This window comes from Oricola indica, assembly GCF_019966595.1.
In the GTDB taxonomy this organism is placed as follows: domain Bacteria; phylum Pseudomonadota; class Alphaproteobacteria; order Rhizobiales; family Rhizobiaceae; genus Oricola; species Oricola indica.
In genome coordinates this window covers 121101-140831 of the sequence record NZ_JAINFJ010000007.1, presented here as the reverse complement: position 1 = coordinate 140831, position 19731 = coordinate 121101, and the positions used below count along the sequence as shown (strand labels likewise).

At 61.8% G+C, this 19731-nt stretch carries 22 protein-coding genes; 15 read left to right on the top strand and 7 right to left on the bottom strand.

All coding sequences use genetic code 11. The features are described from left to right. Positions 1 to 36: 36 nt before the first annotated feature. The 3 genes from LC343_RS17595 (at position 37) to pcaF (ending at position 3849) form a co-directional block, all read left to right on the top strand. Positions 37 to 810: an ABC transporter ATP-binding protein gene (locus LC343_RS17595; RefSeq protein ID WP_223478471.1), complete on the top strand. Its 774-nt coding sequence runs from the start codon at positions 37 to 39 to the stop codon at positions 808 to 810. A 209-nt stretch (positions 811 to 1019) separates the two neighbouring features. Then, positions 1020 to 2432, top strand: a complete 1413-nt coding sequence (locus LC343_RS17590; protein WP_238484375.1) for a sensor domain-containing diguanylate cyclase — start codon at positions 1020 to 1022, stop codon at positions 2430 to 2432. A 214-nt stretch (positions 2433 to 2646) separates the two neighbouring features. Continuing rightward, the gene (gene pcaF, locus LC343_RS17585) at positions 2647 to 3849 is read left to right on the top strand and encodes a 3-oxoadipyl-CoA thiolase (protein WP_223478470.1); all 1203 of its coding nucleotides are present in this window, start codon (positions 2647 to 2649) and stop codon (positions 3847 to 3849) included. 17 nt (positions 3850 to 3866) lie between these two features. Here the strand turns inward: pcaF and LC343_RS17580 are convergent, their stop codons facing one another. Next, positions 3867 to 4523, bottom strand: a complete 657-nt coding sequence (locus tag LC343_RS17580; protein ID WP_223478469.1) for a glutathione S-transferase — start codon at positions 4521 to 4523, stop codon at positions 3867 to 3869. Between the two features lie 116 nt (positions 4524 to 4639). On the opposite strand from LC343_RS17580, the gene LC343_RS17575 reads away from it, so the two are divergent. Both LC343_RS17575 and sbmA read left to right on the top strand, forming a co-directional pair. Then, the gene (locus LC343_RS17575; protein WP_223478468.1) at positions 4640 to 5854 is read left to right on the top strand and encodes a polyhydroxyalkanoate depolymerase; all 1215 of its coding nucleotides are present in this window, start codon (positions 4640 to 4642) and stop codon (positions 5852 to 5854) included. A 139-nt stretch (positions 5855 to 5993) separates the two neighbouring features. Then, positions 5994 to 7289, top strand: coding sequence for a peptide antibiotic transporter SbmA (sbmA, locus tag LC343_RS17570; RefSeq protein WP_223478467.1), 1296 nt, complete (start codon positions 5994 to 5996; stop codon positions 7287 to 7289). Here the strand turns inward: sbmA and LC343_RS17565 are convergent. Together LC343_RS17565 and LC343_RS17560 are read right to left on the bottom strand one after the other, a co-directional pair. Continuing rightward, positions 7278 to 8126, bottom strand: a complete 849-nt coding sequence (locus LC343_RS17565; RefSeq protein ID WP_338018597.1) for a YihY/virulence factor BrkB family protein — start codon at positions 8124 to 8126, stop codon at positions 7278 to 7280. The genes sbmA and LC343_RS17565 overlap by 12 nt on opposite strands. Positions 8127 to 8240: 114 nt before the next feature. Beyond that, positions 8241 to 8573: a TraR/DksA family transcriptional regulator gene (locus tag LC343_RS17560; protein ID WP_223478465.1), complete on the bottom strand. Its 333-nt coding sequence runs from the start codon at positions 8571 to 8573 to the stop codon at positions 8241 to 8243. Between the two features lie 49 nt (positions 8574 to 8622). Here LC343_RS17560 and LC343_RS17555 point away from each other — a divergent pair, with 49 nt between their 5' ends. The 9 genes from LC343_RS17555 (at position 8623) to LC343_RS17515 (ending at position 15544) form a co-directional block, all read left to right on the top strand. After that, positions 8623 to 9189: an NnrU family protein gene (locus LC343_RS17555; RefSeq protein ID WP_223478464.1), complete on the top strand. Its 567-nt coding sequence runs from the start codon at positions 8623 to 8625 to the stop codon at positions 9187 to 9189. Positions 9190 to 9278: 89 nt separating this feature from the next. Beyond that, positions 9279 to 9950 carry a tetratricopeptide repeat protein gene (locus tag LC343_RS17550; protein WP_223478463.1) on the top strand — a complete coding sequence of 224 codons (672 nt, stop codon included), beginning with the start codon at positions 9279 to 9281 and terminating at the stop codon, positions 9948 to 9950. After that, positions 9947 to 11377 carry a ribosome biogenesis GTPase Der gene (gene der, locus LC343_RS17545; RefSeq protein ID WP_223478462.1) on the top strand — a complete coding sequence of 477 codons (1431 nt, stop codon included), beginning with the start codon at positions 9947 to 9949 and terminating at the stop codon, positions 11375 to 11377. Before LC343_RS17550 ends, der begins: the two co-directional genes overlap by 4 nt. Before the next feature lie 126 nt (positions 11378 to 11503). Next, positions 11504 to 12682 carry a cell wall hydrolase gene (locus tag LC343_RS17540; protein ID WP_223478461.1) on the top strand — a complete coding sequence of 393 codons (1179 nt, stop codon included), beginning with the start codon at positions 11504 to 11506 and terminating at the stop codon, positions 12680 to 12682. 220 nt (positions 12683 to 12902) lie between these two features. Further along, positions 12903 to 13313 carry an AtpZ/AtpI family protein gene (locus LC343_RS17535; RefSeq protein ID WP_223478460.1) on the top strand — a complete coding sequence of 137 codons (411 nt, stop codon included), beginning with the start codon at positions 12903 to 12905 and terminating at the stop codon, positions 13311 to 13313. 32 nt (positions 13314 to 13345) lie between these two features. Continuing rightward, complete coding sequence (locus LC343_RS17530) at positions 13346 to 14098, top strand: F0F1 ATP synthase subunit A (protein WP_223478459.1); 753 nt, start codon at positions 13346 to 13348, stop codon at positions 14096 to 14098. 61 nt (positions 14099 to 14159) lie between these two features. Further along, positions 14160 to 14387 carry a F0F1 ATP synthase subunit C gene (locus LC343_RS17525; RefSeq protein WP_133283461.1) on the top strand — a complete coding sequence of 76 codons (228 nt, stop codon included), beginning with the start codon at positions 14160 to 14162 and terminating at the stop codon, positions 14385 to 14387. A 94-nt stretch (positions 14388 to 14481) separates the two neighbouring features. Next, positions 14482 to 15051: a F0F1 ATP synthase subunit B gene (locus LC343_RS17520; protein WP_223478458.1), complete on the top strand. Its 570-nt coding sequence runs from the start codon at positions 14482 to 14484 to the stop codon at positions 15049 to 15051. A gap of 10 nt (positions 15052 to 15061) precedes the next feature. After that, complete coding sequence (locus tag LC343_RS17515) at positions 15062 to 15544, top strand: F0F1 ATP synthase subunit B (protein WP_223478457.1); 483 nt, start codon at positions 15062 to 15064, stop codon at positions 15542 to 15544. 55 nt (positions 15545 to 15599) lie between these two features. On the opposite strand, the gene rnhB is transcribed toward LC343_RS17515, so the two are convergent. Together rnhB and LC343_RS17505 are read right to left on the bottom strand one after the other, a co-directional pair. Then, positions 15600 to 16280, bottom strand: coding sequence for a ribonuclease HII (gene rnhB / locus LC343_RS17510; RefSeq protein WP_223478456.1), 681 nt, complete (start codon positions 16278 to 16280; stop codon positions 15600 to 15602). 167 nt (positions 16281 to 16447) lie between these two features. Continuing rightward, positions 16448 to 17611: a PA0069 family radical SAM protein gene (locus LC343_RS17505; protein WP_223478455.1), complete on the bottom strand. Its 1164-nt coding sequence runs from the start codon at positions 17609 to 17611 to the stop codon at positions 16448 to 16450. Positions 17612 to 17753: 142 nt separating this feature from the next. On the opposite strand from LC343_RS17505, the gene LC343_RS17500 reads away from it, so the two are divergent. Next, complete coding sequence (locus LC343_RS17500) at positions 17754 to 18281, top strand: glycosyl transferase family 2 (RefSeq protein WP_223478454.1); 528 nt, start codon at positions 17754 to 17756, stop codon at positions 18279 to 18281. Here LC343_RS17500 and moaB read toward each other — a convergent pair. Beyond that, complete coding sequence (gene moaB / locus LC343_RS17495) at positions 18278 to 18835, bottom strand: molybdenum cofactor biosynthesis protein B (RefSeq protein ID WP_223478453.1); 558 nt, start codon at positions 18833 to 18835, stop codon at positions 18278 to 18280. The genes LC343_RS17500 and moaB overlap by 4 nt on opposite strands. After that, a complete protein-coding gene (locus LC343_RS17490; protein ID WP_223478452.1) occupies positions 18832 to 19731 on the bottom strand; it encodes a 4-(cytidine 5'-diphospho)-2-C-methyl-D-erythritol kinase in 900 nt (299 codons plus the stop codon). The genes moaB and LC343_RS17490 overlap by 4 nt, the downstream gene beginning before the upstream one ends.

The window sequence follows — 19731 nt, the reverse complement described above, 5'->3', positions numbered from 1 at the left end:
GGGGCCGGTTTCATGAATTTGGCGAAGGTAGACAATATGTTATCCCTCGACGACATGCGTTTCAGCGCGCCTGAGGGTGCGGAAGTTGAGATCGCGTTCCAGAATGTGACGAAGCGCTTCGGCGATCTGGTTGCGGTAGACGATCTCTCGCTCGATATCCATAAGGGCGCGCTCGTCGCCCTGCTCGGCAAGACCGGTTGCGGCAAGTCGACCATGTTCAACATGATCTCCGGGCTGATGGCTCCCACCGATGGCCGGGTCGAGGTCATGGGGCACTCCCCATTCCGCGAATTCGACTGGTATCGCGGGAAGATGGCGATCGTCTTCCAGTCCGACAGGCTGCTTCCGTGGCGAAGTGCCGTGAAGAATGTGGAACTCGGGCTTGAGACGCTGGGGCTATCGGCCGCCGAGCGTACGGAACGTGCGCTCTACTGGCTGAATGCGCTTGGCCTCAAGGGACACGAAAACGACTATCCGCATGCCCTCTCCGGCGGCATGCGCCAACGCGTTTCCATCAGCAGGGCCTTCGCGACCGATGCGCCGCTCCTGTTGTGCGACGAGCCATTTTCGGCGCTCGACGAAATCACGTCGAGACGCCTTCGCACCGAGTTCGCGCGCCTCGTCCGCGAAAACAACAAGACCGCAGTCTTCATTACCCACTCGATCGACGAAGCTTTCGATATCGGTGACCGGATCGTCGTGCTGAAACGTCCAGCCGAGATCGCGCTCGATCTCAGGATGTCTGCGGACGTCAGTGACGTGGATCGCGAAAGGATTCGCGACACGATACACGACACGCTGGACGCCTGACCCATCGGCAGGATTGACGGCGTGGCAGCGGTTCACCTGGTGATGTGGATGGCGACAAGATATTGCTGTGAGTTCCCGCTGTCTGAAGTCGATAAATTAAAGGCTTGGATACCTTTTCCCGTCACGATTGCATTGACCAGAAACTACGGGATTTCGACGTGAACAGCGCCATTCATGAAGAGCAGGTCTTCGACCTTGCTCCTGTCGCCATGTGGATCGAGGATTTCAGCGGCGTTAAGGCCTTCTTCGATAAATGGCGCGCTGAAGGCGTGCAGGATCTTCGTGCCTATCTGAAGGAAGATCTCTCCCGCGTCGCCGACTGTTCCAGCGCAATCCGCGTGCTGCAGGTCAACCGCCGGACACTCGAACTCTTCGAGGCGAGGGACCAGGACCATCTGGTCTCCAATCTCGACTCGGTGTTCCGGGATGACATGCTGACCACGCATATCGAGGAACTGGCACAGCTTTGGGATGGCGCGCGCGAGTTTTCCAGCAACGCCGTCAACTACACCCTCTCCGGGCGTCGTCTCGATATCCAGCTGCGCGGCTCCGTTCTGCCCGGCCACGAGGAGACGATGGACCGGCTCCTGCTGACCACCGAAGACGTGACGGCGCGCGAGGAAGCGCGTCGCCGCGCGGAAGAACAGCGCCGATACGCGGAAGGGATTTTCGAACATTCCCCGGTTTCGCTCTGGGTCGAGGATTTCAGCGCGATCAAGACGCTCCTGGAAGAAATCCGGGAACGCGGGATCACCGATTTCCGTGTCTTTACGGATGTACACCCGGAGTTCGTGCGCCAATGCATGAGCGAGGTCCGGGTCATCGGGGTCAACAATGCCACGCTCGAACTTTTCCGCGCGCCCGATCGCAAGACGCTGCTTCAGCGGCAGCAAGAGATTTTCGGCGACAACACGGAGCAACATTTCCGCGAGCAACTGATCGAGTTGTGGAACGGCAACCTGCTGCACGGCAGGGAGGTGGTGAACTACGCTCTGGACGGGACGGAGCGCCACGTCCTGCTGCAGTTTTCCGTATTTCCCGGTCACGAAGACGACTGGTCCCTCGTCCAGGTGTCGCTGACCGACATCACGGCCCGCAAGAAGGCGGAAGCCTATCTGGAATATCTCGGCAAGCACGACGTCCTGACGAAACTGCACAATCGCGCTTTCTATACGGATGAACTGAACAGGCTCGAGAGAAAGCCGCTGCGTCCGGTTGCGGCGATCCTGATCGACTTGAACGGGCTGAAGGAAACCAATGACAGCCTCGGTCACGAGGCCGGCGACAACATGTTGCGCAGGCTTGGCGAGGTGTTGAACGAAGCGGTTTCGCAACCAAATTGCGCTGCCCGGATCGGCGGCGACGAATTTGCGATTCTCATGCCCGGAAGCGGCTGGCTGGAAGTTGCGGTGATGGTGGAAAACATCCAGAAGCTCCGCAAGATCAACAACCAGTTCTATTCCGACGCGCCGCTGGAAATCGCACTGGGCGCCGCTGTCAGCGAAGCCGGCGAAAACATGGAATCGGTCATCCGGCGTGCGGATTCACTGATGTATGCGGAGAAGCGGGAATACTATTCCGCCAAGCGGAAAGAAGCAGCCCGCAACGTCAACGCGGCCTGAAACGGAAGCGCGCCAGGGAACCCGGGCCACCCGGTGACTGCGCTATCGGGCAAATTCGGACCTTAAACGGTGTCGCGTAATGTAGCCGATTGTTCTGTTACAAAAAATACAATTCCAAGCATTCACTTGTTGCATTTCAGCCGGTATTGGAAGTCGCACGCTGCGGGGCTATCGGGTCGATGGCCTGTTGCATCAACGTCCAGGGAGGACCCGAATGGCTGACGCCTTTATCTGCGATTATGTCCGCACACCGATCGGCCGCTTCGGTGGCGTTTTGTCTTCGGTTCGCACCGACGATCTTGGCGCGGTGCCCATCCGGTCGCTGATGGAGCGCAACACGGGCGTCGATTGGGAGGCCGTCGAGGATGTCTATTACGGCTGCGCCAATCAGGCGGGCGAGGACAACCGCAACGTCGCACGCATGTGTTCCCTGCTTGCCGGCCTGCCGGTCGCGGTGCCGGGGACCAGCGTCAACCGGTTGTGCGGGTCGGGCATGGACGCCGTCATCATGGCCGCGCGGGCGATCCGGGCCGGCGAGATGGACCTAGCCATCGCCGGTGGCGTGGAAAGCATGAGCCGCGCACCCTTCGTCATGCCGAAGGCCGACGCCGCATTTTCGCGTCATGCCGAGATCCACGACACGACGATCGGCTGGCGCTTCGTCAACCCTGTCATGAAGAAGCAATACGGCGTCGATTCCATGCCGGAGACTGGTGAGAACGTCGCCGAGGAATTCAGCGTGTCACGCGAGGATCAGGATGCCTTCGCCCTGCGATCGCAGGCCAAGGCCGCCGCCGCGCAGAAGAATGGCCGCCTTGCCATGGAGATCGTCCCGGTCGAAATTCCCCAGCGCAAGGGCGATCCGGTTCTTGTCGATCGCGACGAACATCCGCGCGAAACATCCATGGAAGCGCTGGCCAGGCTGCGCACACCTTTTCGCGACAACGGCACCGTGACCGCCGGCAATGCATCGGGCGTCAACGACGGTGCGGCGGCTATGATCATCGCCTCCGAGGCTGCAGCGAAAAAGCATGGGCTGACGCCGATCGCGCGCATTGTCGGCGGCGCGACGGCCGGCGTTCCGCCGCGTATCATGGGTATCGGCCCTGCGCCTGCGACGCGGAAACTGTGCGCCCGGCTGGGCCTGACGCCGCAGGACTTCGATATCATCGAACTGAACGAGGCCTTTGCCAGCCAGGGCATCGCGGTCCTGCGCGAACTTGGCATCGCCACAGACGCCGAACACGTCAACCCGAATGGCGGCGCGATCGCGCTTGGCCACCCGCTCGGCATGTCCGGCGCGCGAATAACCGGCACGGCGGCGATCGAGATGCGCGAACGCGGCGCAAAGCGCGCGCTGGCGACGATGTGCGTGGGCGTGGGGCAGGGCATCGCCGTCGCGCTGGAGGCGATCTAGGCAGTCCGGTCCGGCGCCTAGAATTCCACTTCGAGTTCGACGATCTCGTCCGGTTCGGCCAGGGCGCCGTCTTCCCATTCCTTCATCAGCGGCCAGTCGAAGATGGTCTCGCAATAAGCGTCCAGCGGTGGCTCGAGGTCCACCGCATAGGTCCGGAACCGCGTGCAGACCGGCGCGTACATCGCGTCGGCGACGGTCGGGTTCACGCCGAACAGGAACGGTCCGCCAAATGTCGTCAGGCATTCGCGCCAGATCGCCTTGATGCGCTCCACGTCGGGCCGCGCGCCGGAGAATATCTTGAAGGACTTGTGCCGCGCCTTGAGGTTCATCGGCAGGGCGGATCGCAGATTTGCGAAGCCCGAATGCATCTCGCCGGATATGGCCCGGCAATGCGCCCGCGCCACCATGTCGGACGGCCAGAGGCCCGCCTTGGGGCGAATTTCGGCGAGATATTCTGCGATCGCCAGCGTATCCCACACGGTCACGCCTTCATTTTTCAGCCGCGGCACCAGCACCGAAGGCGAAAGCAGCAGCAGCTCCTGGCGCATTTCCGGACTGTCGAGGTCTGCATGTTCCTCCTCGAAGTCGAGGCCGGCCATCTTGCACAGCAACCAGCCGCGCAAAGACCATGAGGAATAATTCTTGGAGGATATGGTGAGGACGGTTCCGCTCATCGATTATCCGTAAGCCTTTGTGACAATTCCGTGCTGGCATAATCTTCTCGCATCGCACACGAATTTGCACTAGCTTTTTTGCAGCGCACATAATCGGCGAGGACCGGAAGCCGCGAATGCTGTACCAGACCTATCAGTTGCAGGATGATTTCCTCACTCCGATACGCGATTTCGCGAACTTCATGACAGGCGGGCTCTATCGCCACATACCGGCGCCGCCGGGCTCGCCCATACGCGGGTTCGCTGCGGCCTGGGAACTGATCTCGCGCTACCGGTTGACCCATGAGCGCCCGGAATTCGGCATAACGAGCGTTCGTGTCGGCAACAGGGACGTGCCGGTGACCGAGGAGGTCGCGCTGGACCTTCCTTTCGGCAAGCTGCTGAAATTCTCCAAGGACGTCGATACCCGCCAGCCGCGCGTGCTTGTCGTCGCACCCTTGTCCGGCCATTTCGCAACGCTTCTGCGCGGCACGGTGAAGACGCTTCTCCAGGATCACGAAGTCTATATCACCGACTGGACGAATGCCCGCGACGTGCCGCTGGATGCCGGGGATTTCGGTGTCGAGGACTATGTGGACTATCTCATCCGCTTTCTGGAGGAGATCGGTCCCGGCGCGCACATCCTCGCCGTCTGTCAGCCCTGCGTTCAGGCGCTCGTAGCCGTCGCGGTGATGTCGGAGGAGAAGAACCCGGCAACGCCGCATTCGATGACATTGATGGCAGGCCCGATCGATCCGCGCGAAAGCCCCACCGAGGTCAACGAATTCGCGGTTTCGAAGTCGCTCGACTGGTTCGAAACCTCGGTCATTTCGCGGGTCCCCGCGCGGTTTGCGGGTGGTGGCCGGGGAGTCTATCCGGGTTTTCTCCAACTCTCCGCGTTCGTGGCGATGAATATCGACCGGCACTCCTCCGCGCATCGCAAGCTGTACGATCACCTTGCGGCGGGTGAAACGGAGGAAGCCGAGAAGATAAAGACGTTCTACGACGAGTATTTTGCCGTCCTCGACATGACCGAGGAGTTCTATATCGAAACGATCGACCGGATTTTTCACAAGGCCGAACTCGCCACCGGCGACTTCACCTATCGCGGGAAAAAGGTCGATCCCGGCGCGATCCGCCACACCGCGCTGCTGACGGTCGAGGGCGGACGAGACGACATCTGCGCGCTTGGCCAGACATCCGCCGCCCATGATCTGTGCAACACGTTGCGGCCGCATCTCAAGCGCCATCACCTGCAGGCCAATGTCGGCCATTACGGGGTCTTCAACGGAAAGCGTTGGGAGCGCGAAATCTATCCTGTCGTGCGCAACATGATCCTGGCCACCGACTGACGAACGCGTCGATCGGGACCGCTGCCATTCTCCCGCCACACCGTAGCGTGATAGCGCGTGATCAATGCCACATGGCTTTTCGCGTGATTTGCTTTAACTATCGGAATCAACGCATTCCCGCACACTGAGGATCAGCTCCGTGTTCCAATCCTTTTTCCCGAAGCCGAAACTGTTCTTCCTGTCGGTCATTCTCTGGACCGCCGTCGCCATGACGCTCTGGTATGCAGGGGCGCATAACTGGGGGCAGTATCTCGGCCTCGGCGTGGCCTCCCCGGAAGACGAGACCATTGTCGGCATCCAGTACTTCTGGTCGCCATCCTTCCTCTGGCTTTACCTCTATTACGTAATCGCGGTCGTGATCTTCGCCGCCTTCTGGTTCAAGTGGTCGCCGCATCCCTGGCAATGGTGGTCGATTATCGGTTCGTCGGTGATCCTGTTCACCACCTATTTCGGCGTCCAGATATCGGTTGCCCTGAACAACTGGCGCCGGCCGTTCTTCGACCTCGTGCAAAACGCCTTCGAGGACGATTCGACGGTCACGGCGGTTCAGCTTTACGATCTGATCGGGGTTTTCGCGGCGATCGCCTTCATGGCGATTTTCGTATTCGTCGCGACCCGCTTCCTCGTCAGCCACTGGATCTTCCGATGGCGCACCGCGATGAACGACTATTACATGGCCCGCTGGAAACAGCTGCGCCACATCGAGGGCGCCTCGCAGCGCGTGCAGGAAGACACGATGCGGTTTGCCGGCATCATGGAGGGGCTCGGCGTGTCGATGATCGATTCCGTCATGACACTGATCGCGTTCCTTCCGCTGCTCTGGTCCTTGTCCAGCTACATCACGGAATTGCCGATTGTCGGTGACATTCCGGCACCGCTCTTCATCGCTGTGATCTTCTGGTCGACCTTTGGCACGGTGCTGCTTGCCGCGGTCGGCATCAAGCTGCCGGGGCTGGAGTTTCGCAACCAGCGCGTCGAGGCGGCCTACCGCAAGGAACTCGTCTACGGCGAGGACGATTTCGATCGCGCGCAGCCAATGACGGTCAGCGAACTGTTCGGCCACGTCCGCCGGAACTATTTCCGGCTCTATTTCCACTACATGTATTTCAACGTGTTCCGCTCGCTCTATCTGCAGGCCGACAACATTTTCGCCTATTTCCTGCTGATCCCCACCATCGTCGCAGCGGGCACGGTCGGCTTCACGTTCGGCATCATGCAGCAGGTCCTGACCGCATTCAATCAGGTCTCGAACTCGTTCCAGTATCTCGTCAATTCCTGGACGACGATCGTCGAACTTCTGTCGATCTACAAACGCCTGAAAGCCTTCGAGGCGGCCATCACCGGCGAGGATCTGCCGGACATCGACAAGGAATGGCTGAAGATGCATGGCGCGCCGGACGGCGACGGTACGGAGACCATGGGATCAGGCGTCTGATCCCACGCTCTTTCCGGTCGACGGGGCCGATCCCTCAACGGGGTCGGTCTTGGCATGGGATTCCATTTCCGAGTCGATCTCCGCGCCGAGCAGAATGACGAAAGCCGAAAGCCAGAGCCACATCAGCAGGATCACCACCCCGCCCAGAGACCCGAAGGTTTCGTTGTAGCTGGCGAAATTGCGCACATAGACGGAAAACATCACCGACGCGCCGAGCCACAGAAGACAGGCGATGGCGGCGCCGGGCGTGATCCAGCGCCAGCGCGTCTTCGGACGGTTCGGCCCGAAGCGATAGATCAGCGACAGTCCAAGGACCGCGAATGCCAGCAGGATCGGCCAGGGAAGGAACGAGACGAATGTCTCGGTCCCGCGCGCCAGCGGAAGCACCGCGAAGATCGCCGGCAGGACAATCGTGGCTGCAATGGCGACGAGAAAGCCGACGATCAGGAAAAGCGTCATGACAAATGTCAGCCAATACTGGCTGATGATGTTGCGGCGCTCCTTCACGTCGAAAGCGACGTTCAGCCCCGCGATAATGCTGCGAATGCCCTTGGACGACGAGTAGATCGCGATCAGCACACCAGCCAGCGCGGCAAGTCCCAGACCGCCTTCGCGCGATCCGGCGACCTCAGTCGCCTGTCCGACGATGATTGCGGCCGCCTGCTGGGGCAGCAACTGCCCGAAGCTCTCGAGTTGGTGAACGATCGTCGATGGCTCGGCCACCAGCCCGGCGATCGCCATACAGGCGGTGATGCCGGGAAAAACCGCAAGCAAGCCGTAAAAAGCGATGCCGGCCGCTATCAGGCTGATATTGTCTTCTCCGACCTTCTGGAACACGCTGGTTCCTATATCGAACCAGCCGCGTGGGGGGATTTCGAGAGGCGAATTGGCGCCATGACCGCGTCCATGCATGAGAGGAGAATTCGCGCGCGCGCGTTCGGTTCCCTCTTTCTATGTCGCGCACTTCACGCAATGCGTTGCCATCGGGTCGATGGCGAGCCGGCCGTCGGGGATTTCGTTGCCGCATTCCTCGCAATAGCCGTAGTCGCCGGAAGCAATGCGTCGTTCCGCCATCTCGATACGGATCATGTCGCGCTTGCGGGCGCGCTCCGCCGCTTCGGCCATGGCCTGCTGTTGCATCGCATCCATGCGTGAAAGACGGCCGACGGCCACCTGATCAAGTTCCACGGGTTGGCGCGAGTCGGCGCTCAGGGCGGAATAAGCCTCGATTTCGGCTTGTTTTTCCGCCAGTCGTGTCTTTGCCTTTGCCAGATCGACTGCCATATGCACAGGCTATGCAAATCAAGTGCATGGAACAAGGGAGAGCAAATTCGTGATCTGGTTGATTGCAGGCATTGTCGTGTTTCTCGGCATTCACAGCGTGCGAATGGTCGCCCCCGGATATCGCGACCGGATGATCGCGCGATACGGCGAAAATGCCTGGAAGGGCATCTACTCGCTTGTCTCCCTGGCGGGCTTCGTCCTGCTCGTCTGGGGATATGCCCAGGCACGGCCCGATGCGGCGTTTCTATACGAGCCGCCCGTCTGGATACGGCACATCGTGATGCTGTTCATGCTTGTGGCCATGATCCTGCTCGTCGCGGCCTATCTGCCGACCGGACACATCAAGAAGCGGGTCAAGCATCCGATGATAACGGCCGTGAAGGTCTGGGCTTTCGCCCATCTGCTTGCCAATGGCGACGCGGCTTCGCTGATCCTGTTCCTGTCCTTCCTGGCGTGGGCGGTGTGGAACCGGATCGCGGTCAAGCGGCGTGGCGATCCGGTCTTCGGGACAGTATCGGCACGCTATGACATCATCGCGGTCGCGGTGGGCACGGTGCTCACGGTCTGGTTCATCATGCAGCTTCACGCCTACCTGTTCGGCGTTTCTCCGCTTTGAGGTCGTCACGGTCCGTTCCGACCCCTTTCTTTTACCGCCAAAACTTATAAAAGCGCACAGCACGACAAGAGACAGAAACGGCAGCATTCATGTCCGACGACAGTTTTATCCGCGAGGTGGAGGAAGAACTCCGCTCCGATCGCCTGAAGGGTTTCTGGGACCGCTTCGGCCCGATCCTCATTGGCGCAGCGATCCTGGTCGTGGTCGCGACGGCGGGATGGCGCGGCTATGAGTATTATGTCGACACCCAGGCCTCGGCCTCGGGCGACCGGTTCCTTGCAGCGCTCAATCTCGCAAATGACGGCAAATCCGACGAGGCGCTCGCCGCTCTCGAAGCGTTGGAAGGCGACGGGTTCGGCGCCTATCCGGTCCTTGCGCGCATGCGCGCAGCGACGGTCTTGCAGGAAAAGGGCGATTCAGCCGGTGCCGTCGCCGCGTTCGACGCCGTTGCCGCGGATAGCTCTGCGCCTGTTGCCGTACGCGACATCGCGAATATTCGCGCCGCGTTCATTCTCGTCGACAGTGGCACGGCTTCAGACGTGGCCCAACGGGCCGAAGCCCTGTCCTCCGATGACAATCCATTGCGCCACGCGGCCCGCGAGGCGCTTGGTCTGGCAGCCTGGAAGGAAGGACGTCTCGCCGATGCCAAGGTGCTGTTCCAGCAGATCGCGGATGATCCGGCAGCGCCGCGCAATGCGCAGCAGCGCGCGGCCATCATGCTCGACCTGATCACTGCCTCTGGCGAGGTCTCCGAAGGGTGAGCTTTACCGTCGCCATCGTGGGGCGGCCGAATGTCGGCAAATCGACGCTGTTCAACCGGCTCGTCGGGCGAAAGCTCGCGATCGTCGATGACACGCCTGGCGTTACGCGCGACCGCCGCCTCCATTCCGCCAAGCTGTATGATCTCGTCTTCGACGTGATCGACACGGCGGGGCTCGAGGTCGGGCATGCCGATACGCTTCAGGGGCGCATGCGCTCGCAGACGTTGCACGCCATCGATGACGCGGACGTGGCGCTCTTCATCATCGACGCGAAATCCGGCTTGACCCCGGACGACCGGACATTCGCCGAAATCCTGCGCAAGTCGGGGAAACCCGTCGTGCTGGTCGCCAACAAGGCGGAAGCGCGCGGAGCCGAGGCGGGCCTTTACGACGCGTTCGAACTCGGACTTGGGGAACCGGTCGGCATTTCCGCCGAGCACGGCCTTGGCCTCGCCGATTTGCGTGACGCCGTTGTTTCCGCTGTCGGCGAAGAACGCGCGCTGGCCGACGACGATGACGAGGAAGATATCCCCGAAGGCGGTCTTGTCGGCGAGGACGTGTCCGACGAGACCGATGAGGAAATCCCGTCCTACGACGCCACCAAGCCACTCAGGATCGCCATCGTCGGGCGGCCGAATGCGGGCAAGTCGACGCTGATCAACAAGCTGATCGGCCAGGACCGGCTGCTGACCGGCCCGGAGGCCGGGATCACCCGGGACTCCATTTCCGTCGACTGGGAATGGAAGGGCCGCAAGATCAAGCTCTTCGACACGGCCGGCCTGCGCCGCAAGGCCCGCGTTCAGGAAAAACTGGAAAAGCTGTCGGTCGGCGATGCGCTGCGTGCGATCCGCTTCGCCGAAGTGGTCGTCGTCGTGCTGGATTCGCAGATCCCCTTCGAAAAACAGGATCTCCAGATCGCCGATCTGATCATCCGCGAGGGCAGGGCGCCGGTCATCGCCTTCAACAAGTGGGACATGATCGAAAACCGCCAGGAAGCGCTTGCCGATCTCCGTGAGAAGACCGATCGGCTGCTGCCGCAGGTGCGCGGCATCCGTGCGGTCCCGATCTCCGGTCAGACGGGCGCCGGTCTCGACAAGCTGATGGCCGAGATCGCAAGCACCCACGAGGTCTGGAACCGACGCATCTCCACGGGCCGTCTCAACCGGTGGCTCGAGGGCGTGGTCGCGCACCACCCGCCGCCCGCCGTGGCGGGACGCCGGCTCAAGCTTCGTTACATCACGCAGGTCAAGATGCGCCCACCGGCATTCGTCCTGTCCTGCTCGAGGCCGGACGCCATGCCCGCCTCTTATCTGCGCTATCTGACCAACACGCTGCGGCAGGATTTCGAGCTGCCGGGCGTGCCGATCCGCATGATGACGCGCACCAGCGACAACCCGTTCGCGGGACGCGCTAAGAAGAAGCGCTGACCCCGAACACGGGTGATCTGTTCCGAATCCGGACGCCTTGTTCTGCCCATTAACCCGCTATCAAGGTTAATCCATCATTGTGATGACCAACCTCACGTAGGGTTGCGTCAGTCACGGAGTTTGTCAGTGGGTAGATCGACGTCTTTCGGCCTCCGCCGCCTCATGGCCCGGTTCTCGGTGCCGGTGGTTCTGGCGACCGCATTCTTTGTCTCCAATCCGACCACGATCGCCTATCAGGATATTTCTGGCCTGTTGGCGGGTAGCGACGGAAACGGCGAGCGCTGGCGTACATTCCTGGTCAAATCGGCGGCAGGGTCCATTCAGCAGGCTGAAGCCATGTTCGATGTCGATCCGACGGTCACGGGTTCCATCGCGTCATCCGGCATCGACATGCCCGGCATCGGCCGCGTTGTCATGACGCCGCTCAAGCCGGAGAAAGCCGCCACCCCCGACGAAGAGCGGATCAACCGCGCCGAAAAGACGGGACGCATCGTTACCGTCGCACCGAGCGCACCGCCCAGGGATTTCTCGGCGGGTTCCGTCCTGGAACGCCACAGCCGACTGTTCGGTCCTCCCACGGACGGGAGTAACCTGATGGCCTTCGCCAAGCCGAAGATCGGCGGCAAGGAAATCCAGATAGCGACAGCATTCCACAAGCGCGCCGATCCGGCGCGCGATTCGCAAGTGCCGGTGATGCTCGCCAGTCTGATTACCAACGACCAAGCCGATTCGCTCGCGACCGCCTATGCGCCGGCCAAGCCGGATTTCGCGCGTCAGTCGCCGTTTCAAAGCCTGCTGAAAGAGCCTGAGTCGGACAAGCTCGGACGCTTTATTCCGCCGGTGCCGCGCAGCGACCATCCCTGGGCGCGTACGCCGCTGCCCGCCGTCGTGTTTACCGCGAAGGAACAGAAATGCCTCGCCGAGGGCATCTACTTCGAGGCGCGCGGCGAGAAGCTGGAAGGGCAGGCCGCGGTGGCGCAGGTAATCCTCAACCGCGTGCGCAACCCCACTTTTCCCAACACCGTGTGCGGCGTCGTCTACCAGAATGTGACCTGGCGCAATCGTTGCCAGTTCTCGTTTGCCTGCGACGGCAAGAAGGAACGCATCAACTCGCCGAGCCACTGGAGAACGGCGAAGGACATCGCTATGGCCGTGTCCGCGGGCAAGATCTGGCTCGAGGACGTCGGATCTTCGACTCATTATCACGCGGTTTACGTGCGTCCGCGCTGGGCGCGTTCGATGCAGCGAAAGACACGTATCGGCCTGCATATCTTCTACCGCACCTATGGCGGCGGCTGGAGCTAAAACCGCTTCGCGCCGCGGGAGTCGGCGTCATATGGCGTCCATGGCCCGCAAAAGAGACTGCGACCATTTGCTATGATGGTCGTAAGTCTCTGAAAAAACACCATAAAAACACTGTTTTCGCATGTGCAAACGCGCCTTGACTAGCCAAGGTGGCGAAACTATGTTGCGCCCGACTTCACCGGGGTCTCCGTAATTCTGATGTTCAAACCCGACAAGGCCGATGGCACACGATAAGTCGCCAGACCTGCCGGGCGGAAACGCACAGGATAACGAGGACCGCGAAGCCGGCGAGGTTGGCGATCTCGAAACCCGCCGAAAGGCGTTGGATACGGCACTGGCCTCCAGGACAGCAGCCGATGCCAAGGGTAGAAGGGATAGCAGGACGAGCGGCGGATCCGGTTACGCCAACGCTCTCAGGTTGTCGAGCGAGTTCATCGCCGGCATTCTGGTCGGAGCGGGCATCGGATACCTGATCGATCGTCTGGCCGGAACGGCGCCATGGGGCATGATCGTGTTTCTGCTCCTCGGTTTCGTCGCCGGCGTATTGAACGTACTGAGGTCTGCCGGTCTTGTGGCAGATCCAGAGCAAAGCACACGGTCCGGCGACAAACCGGGCTCGAATCAGGAATAGCCGCGCGACGCGCGACAACCGAGGGGTATTCGGTGGCAAACGATCCGATCCACCAGTTTCAGATCTCGAAGATCATTCCGATCGAAAACGTCGGCGGTCTCGATCTGTCCTTTACCAACGTGTCGCTGTTCATGGTCGTCACGGTCGCCGTGACCTCGGCGTTCCTCTATCTGACCACCGCCAATCGCGGTCTCGTGCCGGGCCGGCTGCAGTCGATGTCCGAGATGGCCTACGAGTTCGTGGCCTCGATGCTACGAGACGCGGCGGGCACGCAGGGAATGCGCTTTTTCCCACTCGTTTTCTCGCTCTTCATGTTCGTGCTGATCGCCAACCTGTTCGGCATGTTCCCCTATTTCTTCACCGTGACGTCCTCGATCATCGTGACCTTCGCGCTGGCGATGCTCGTGATCGGTACGGTCGTCGTCTACGGCTTCATGAAGCACGGCCTCAAGTTTCTCGGCCTGTTCGTGCCGGAAGGCGTTCCGGGGCTCCTCGTGCCGCTGGTCGTGATGATCGAGATCATCTCCTTCCTGTCGCGCCCGATCAGCCTTTCGGTCCGTCTGTTTGCCAACATGCTTGCCGGTCACATCACGCTGAAGGTCTTCGCGGGCTTCGTGACCTCGCTGACCGCCATGGGCGCGCTCGGCATTGGCGGGGCGATCCTGCCGCTGGCAATGACGGTCGCGCTTACCGGCCTGGAATTCCTCGTGGCATTCCTGCAGGCCTATGTCTTCGCAGTGCTCACCTGCATGTATCTCAACGACGCATTGCACCCGAGCCACTGACCAGTTAACCGGCGGCGCGCCGCCAAGTTCATCCGCAATTTCTCATCCAAAGGAGTTCATCATGGAAGCGGAAGCAGCAAAGTTCATCGGTGCAGGTATTGCATGCCTCGGCATGGGCGGAGCCGGTATCGGCCTCGGCACCATCTTCGGCAACTACCTCTCCGGCGCTCTGCGCAACCCGTCGGCTGCCGACGGCCAGTTCGGCCGCCTGATCTTCGGCTTCGCCGTGACGGAAGCTCTGGGCATCTTCTCCCTGCTCGTCGCGCTCCTGCTGCTCTTCGCAGTCTGATCGCAGCGCGCAATGACACCGGCCGGGTCTCCCGGCCGGATCGCTCCAGGATAAAGCGCGGCACTGCCGCGCCAATCTCCGTTAAGGGACGCCCATGTTTGTAACCCAGGCAATAGCCCAGGAAGCCGCCCACGGGGCTGCGGAAGTGGCGCACGGCGCCGCTGAAAGTCACGGTGGAGGCTTCCCGCCTTTCGACTCGTCGACTTTCGCATCGCAGCTCTTCTGGCTCGCGCTGACCTTCGGCTTCCTCTACTGGTTCATGTCCAAGGTCATCGTTCCGCGTATTGGCGGCATTCTCGAGATGCGCCAGGACCGGATCGCGCAGGATCTCGACAAGGCGCACGAGCTCAAGGCCGAGGCCGATGCTGCAATTGCCGCCTACGAGCAGGAGCTCGCCGAAGCCAAGGCATCGGCCAACGAGATCGGCAACAAGGCCCGTGACACCGCCAAATCCGCGGCGGAAGCGGAGCGCCAGAAGGTCGAAAAGAAACTGGCCGAGCAGCTTTCCGAAGCCGAGGCACGTATCGCCCAGATCCGGGACAAGGCCATGGCCGATGTCGGCTCGATCGCCGGCGAAACCACGGAAGCCATCGTTTCACAGCTGATCGGCGGCTCTGTGACCAAGGCCGAGATCGACAAGGCGCTGAAAGCGTCGGAAGGCTAAGGAAGGCACCATGGCAGACGCAACATTCTGGGCGCTGATCGCTCTCGTCATCTTCCTCGGTATCGTCATCTACATGAAGGTGCCGGGCACGATCGCCACTGCCCTCGACAATCGTGCGGAAAAGATCCGCAACGAACTGGAAGAAGCCCGCAAGCTGCGCGAAGAAGCGCAGGCCCTGCTGGCCGAATACCAGAAGAAGCGCAAGGAAGCCGAGAAGGAAGCCTCCGACATCGTCGATGCGGCCAAGCGCGAGGCTGAGATGATCACCGCCGAGGCGAAGCAGAAGACGGACGAATATGTGACCCGTCGTACCGCAATGGCCGAGCAGAAGATCGCCCAGGCGGAAGCCGATGCCATGGACGAAGTCCGCGGCTCTGCTGTCGACATGGCGCTGGCCGCCGCGACGCAGATCCTTGGCGAGAAGGTTTCCGGCAAGGCAGCGACCGATCTGTTCAAGCAGTCCCTCGACGAGGTCAAGACGCGGATGAACTGACGCGCCGGAGCTTCTCCAGCAAATCGATCAGGCCGGGCGCAAAGCCCGGCCTTTTTTATGCGTTGTGCCTGAGCGGTGCGAAGGTGAAGCGGTGGACACGGGCCACGCCGCCATGCGCGGCGATCTGGTCGCGATGTGCCTTCGAGGCATAGCCCATATGCCGTTCCAGCCCGTATTGCGGATGGTATGCGCCGAGCCGCACCATCATGCGGTCGCGCGTTACCTTGGCGATGATCGAGGCGGCGGCGATGGACAGCGACCGCCCGTCGCCCTTGATCACGGCGCGCGGCGGGGCGCGAAACGTCAGGCCGGGTGGAATGTCACGCCCGTCGAACAGCGCGCTGTCGGCCGTGAGCGCCAGGCTCGTGACCGCGGTGTGCATCGCGGCGAGGCTCGCCTGCAGGATATTGCTCGCATCGATCGAACTTGAACAGCGGCTAGATACGCTGACCGCAAGGGCCTTCTGCATGATTTCGTCATGCAGGCGGTCCCGGTCGCGTGCCGTTAGTTTCTTGGAGTCGTTCAGCCCGTCCGGTACGTCCTCCGGGTCGAGGATGACGGCCGCCGCGACGACCGGCCCCGCCAACGGGCCTCGTCCGGCTTCGTCCGCGCCGGCCACATGTCGGTGGCCATCGTTCCAGTAGCCTGTCTCGATTCGGAAATCCGGCACCGGCGGCAGTTCGATGCCATCGAGCGGAAGCAGGAGAGAACCGGGAGGCGTGTTCGTGGTGGTCATGGTGCGGCGACACATACCACGAAACTCTGTCACGCTCTCCCGATTCCCTTTGCCTTGACCCCGTTGTGCACTGGATCCGGGCGGGGTGGATCAGGCAGGCATCGGTTCGGGGTCACACTGTCGGGCGGGCCGGGGGATGGAGAGGGGACGTCGGCCCGACCGACAGATTACAGGAGACTGAGTTGCTCACTCTCCGGTTTCGGTGGTTCGAACAGGTCGGTGCGCAATTTCAGGCGGGTGGCGTTCAGCCCGAGACGCTTGCTCGCCAGTTCGAAGCGGCGGGCGATCTGCCAGGCATAGGGGCCGGTCCCGCGCATGCGCTTTCCCCACTCGGCGTCGTAATCCTTGCCGCCGCGCATCGAGCGAATCAGCGACAGGACGTGCCGGTAGCGTTCCGGGTAATGGCGCAGAAGCCATTCCTTGAAGACGGGCGCCACTTCCAGCGGCAGGCGCAAAAGCACGTAGCCAGCCTCGCGTGCGCCCATGCCGGCGACGGCATCGAGGATCTTCTCGATCTCATGGTCGTTGAGCCCCGGGATGATCGGCGCAACCATCGCCGATGTGGGAATGCCCTGATCCGTGAGAATGCGGATCGCCTCTAGCCGCTTCGACGGTGTCGAAGCCCGCGGTTCCATCGTGCGCGCCAGCCTTCGATCCATGGTGGTCACCGATAGCGCCACCTTGGCGAGGCCCTTTTCGGCCATACGCGCCAGTATGTCCGCGTCGCGGGTGACCAGATGCGACTTGGTGACGAGGCCGACGGGGTGATTGTGCCGCTCGAGGACCTCGAGAATGGAGCGCATGAGCATCCAGTCGCGCTCGATCGGCTGATAGGGATCGGTGTTGGTGCCGATGGCGATCGACTTCACCTTGTAGCCCGGCTTCGTGATCTCCTTTTCCAGGAGCTTCGCCGCGTCCGGTTTGGCGAACAGTTTCGCCTCGAAATCGATGCCCGCCGACAACCCCATATAGGCATGGGTCGGCCGTGCGAAGCAGTAGACGCAGCCATGCTCGCAACCGCGATAGGGATTGATCGACCTGTCGAAGGAAATGTCCGGCGAGGTGTTGCGCGTGATGATCGTGCGCGCATGCTCGGTCTGCACCTCCGTCTTGAAGGGCGGCAAATCCTCGAAGCTGTTCCAGCCATCGTCGAAGACGTTTCGGGAAAGCGGCTCGAACCGTCCCGACGGATTGACCGCGCTCGCACGGCCGCGCGTCCGGTGCTCGTGTTCGCGCAATCCGGACCGCGCGATCAACCGATTCGCGTTGTCGGTGCCCTGTTCGGCCGAACCCGAAAATGCCGTCCTGTCTGCTGCTGCAATCACGTCCATCTCATGTCTCCCGGAGGGTCATGGAATCGCTTCGTTCGATGACTTTATTCCTATTCGCAAAAAGAGAACAATACAAGAACAAAATTCGGATCGCTTGCATTCCGGGCGCGACAGGCTCTAAGCAAGCGGCATTGGGGGAACGATGGTCACAATCCTTTTTTTCACGCACAATCAGGCACATCTGTTGGCGCATTCGCTGGCGCCATTGGTGCATGACGCGATCGAGGGGCACATCTCGGAAGTGATCGTTGTCGATGCCGCATCGACCGATTCGACGGCATCCATCGCGGATGCCGCCGGGTGCAACGCGGTCGAGGCGGGGACGCCTCTGCGTGACATCGTATCCGGCGCCCGCGGCGACTGGCTGATCGTGATCGAGCCGGGCGCGCGGCTCGCGGATGGATGGAACGGAGCCGTGATGGATCACATCATGCGACCCGATGCTTCCGCCGCATGCTTTACGCCGGCGAAAACCGGCAATTGGCTGTCGCGGGTGTTCTTCCCGATCACGGGCAGGCGCGGCCCACTGTCACGTGGATTGCTGATCTCGAAAACCCAGGCGCTGGCCAATCTGGCCGACGGGGCGGTAAACGCCGAGGATCTCGTGCGCGGTCTGGCGCTTCGGCCGGTCAAGTCGGAAATCGCGATGCCGCCGAAGCCGAAAGCCTAGGCGGATTTTCCGCCGCCGCGCCGCAGGTGCTCGTCGAGGCGCGGCATGATCTCCACGAAATTGCAGGGCATGTGGCGATAGTCGAACTGTGGCTCCAGAATACCATCCCAGGCGTCCTTGCAGGCGCCCGGGGAACCGGGCAACACGAAGACGAAGGTCTGGTGCATCAGTCCGGCTGTCGCCCGCGACTGGATGGTGGATGTGCCGATCTTGTCGAAGGAGATCCGGTGAAACAGGGCGGAAAATCCGTCCATGCGTTTCTCGAAAAGCGGTTCCAGCGCTTCCGGGGTCACGTCGCGGCCGGTGAAACCGGTCCCGCCGGTGGTGATGATAGCCTCGATATCAGGGCTGTAGGCCCAGTCCGAAACCTTGCCGGCTATCGTGTCGCGGTCGTCGGTGACAATGGCGCGGTCCACAAGGATGTGGCCGGCCTTTTCGATACGTGCCGCAAGCGTCGCTCCCGACTTGTCGTCCTCCAGCGAACGTGTGTCGGAAACCGTCAGTACGGCGATGCGCACCGGTATGAATGGGCGGCTTTCGTCGATGCGGCTCATTCGCCTTCTCTCCCTGAGGGGCCAGTTCTGCCCGTCTTGATCCACCAATCCGGGTGGTCGCGCAAGAGACGTGACGCCGCATCGCGTGCTGTATCGCCGTCGGGATAGATTGCAAAACAGGTCGCTCCGGAACCGGACATGCGCGCCAGAAGAGGATTGGTCGCGTCCAGCGCAACAAGGCAGTCTCCAATGGCTGGCGTCAGCCGGACGGACGGCGCTTCGAGGTCGTTTCGGCTTTCGCGCGCGAGCCAGTCCGCGAGACCATGAGGGCCGTACGCGATATTGGCCTGCGGAAGGGGCGCGTTGTCTTTCCGATCCAGCGCCTTGAAGACTGCCGGCGTGGATATGTGGCGGCGCGGATTGACGAGCAGGATGTCCAGCGCCGGCATGCCGGAAAGCGGCTCCAGGTCCTCACCGATTCCGCGCGCGACAAGGGGCGTTGACGCCAGGCACATCGGCACGTCGGCCCCCAGGCTCACCGCCTGGTCCCGGATCGTTTGTTCGAGGTCATCCAGGCACCACAAGGCCGACAGGGCACGCAATGTCGCTGCCGCGTCGGCGGACCCTCCGCCTATTCCGGAACCGGTCGGCAGGTTCTTTTCCAGCCGCACATTGACGGATGGGGCCGTCATTCCGGCCTTGTCTGCGATGTCGCGCAGGAAATCGCGTGCCCGGATCACCAGATTGCTGGCCGGATCCTCTCCGGCGAGCGCCGAGGCTTCCGGGCCTTCGACAACGAAACCGTCCTTCTCCGCAAGCGCAACCGCGATCCGGTCGCGGATATCCGCGAAAACGGCGAGCGTTTCGATCAGGTGATAGCCGTCCGGGCGTTGGCCCGTAACGTGCAGGGCGAGATTGATCTTCGCCGGCGCGTCAATCCAGACAGGTTCACCCAT

Bases quoted from the DNA above. Each gene is read 5' to 3' on its own strand.
- LC343_RS17490 (WP_223478452.1), bottom strand. From the start codon at position 19,731: ATGGGTGAACCTGTCTGGATTGACGCGCCGGCGAAGATCAATCTCGCC.
- LC343_RS17595 (WP_223478471.1), top strand. From the start codon at position 37: ATGTTATCCCTCGACGACATGCGTTTCAGCGCGCCTGAGGGTGCGGAA.
- LC343_RS17590 (WP_238484375.1), top strand. From the start codon at position 1,020: ATGTGGATCGAGGATTTCAGCGGCGTTAAGGCCTTCTTCGATAAATGG.
- LC343_RS17550 (WP_223478463.1), top strand. From the start codon at position 9,279: ATGTCCGACGACAGTTTTATCCGCGAGGTGGAGGAAGAACTCCGCTCC.
- moaB (WP_223478453.1), bottom strand. From the start codon at position 18,835: ATGAGCCGCATCGACGAAAGCCGCCCATTCATACCGGTGCGCATCGCC.
- LC343_RS17515 (WP_223478457.1), top strand. From the start codon at position 15,062: ATGGCAGACGCAACATTCTGGGCGCTGATCGCTCTCGTCATCTTCCTC.
- LC343_RS17520 (WP_223478458.1), top strand. From the start codon at position 14,482: ATGTTTGTAACCCAGGCAATAGCCCAGGAAGCCGCCCACGGGGCTGCG.
- LC343_RS17500 (WP_223478454.1), top strand. From the start codon at position 17,754: ATGGTCACAATCCTTTTTTTCACGCACAATCAGGCACATCTGTTGGCG.
- LC343_RS17505 (WP_223478455.1), bottom strand. From the start codon at position 17,611: ATGGACGTGATTGCAGCAGCAGACAGGACGGCATTTTCGGGTTCGGCC.
- LC343_RS17575 (WP_223478468.1), top strand. From the start codon at position 4,640: ATGCTGTACCAGACCTATCAGTTGCAGGATGATTTCCTCACTCCGATA.
- LC343_RS17580 (WP_223478469.1), bottom strand. From the start codon at position 4,523: ATGAGCGGAACCGTCCTCACCATATCCTCCAAGAATTATTCCTCATGG.
- rnhB (WP_223478456.1), bottom strand. From the start codon at position 16,280: ATGACCACCACGAACACGCCTCCCGGTTCTCTCCTGCTTCCGCTCGAT.
- LC343_RS17560 (WP_223478465.1), bottom strand. From the start codon at position 8,573: ATGGCAGTCGATCTGGCAAAGGCAAAGACACGACTGGCGGAAAAACAA.
- LC343_RS17525 (WP_133283461.1), top strand. From the start codon at position 14,160: ATGGAAGCGGAAGCAGCAAAGTTCATCGGTGCAGGTATTGCATGCCTC.
- pcaF (WP_223478470.1), top strand. From the start codon at position 2,647: ATGGCTGACGCCTTTATCTGCGATTATGTCCGCACACCGATCGGCCGC.
- LC343_RS17535 (WP_223478460.1), top strand. From the start codon at position 12,903: ATGGCACACGATAAGTCGCCAGACCTGCCGGGCGGAAACGCACAGGAT.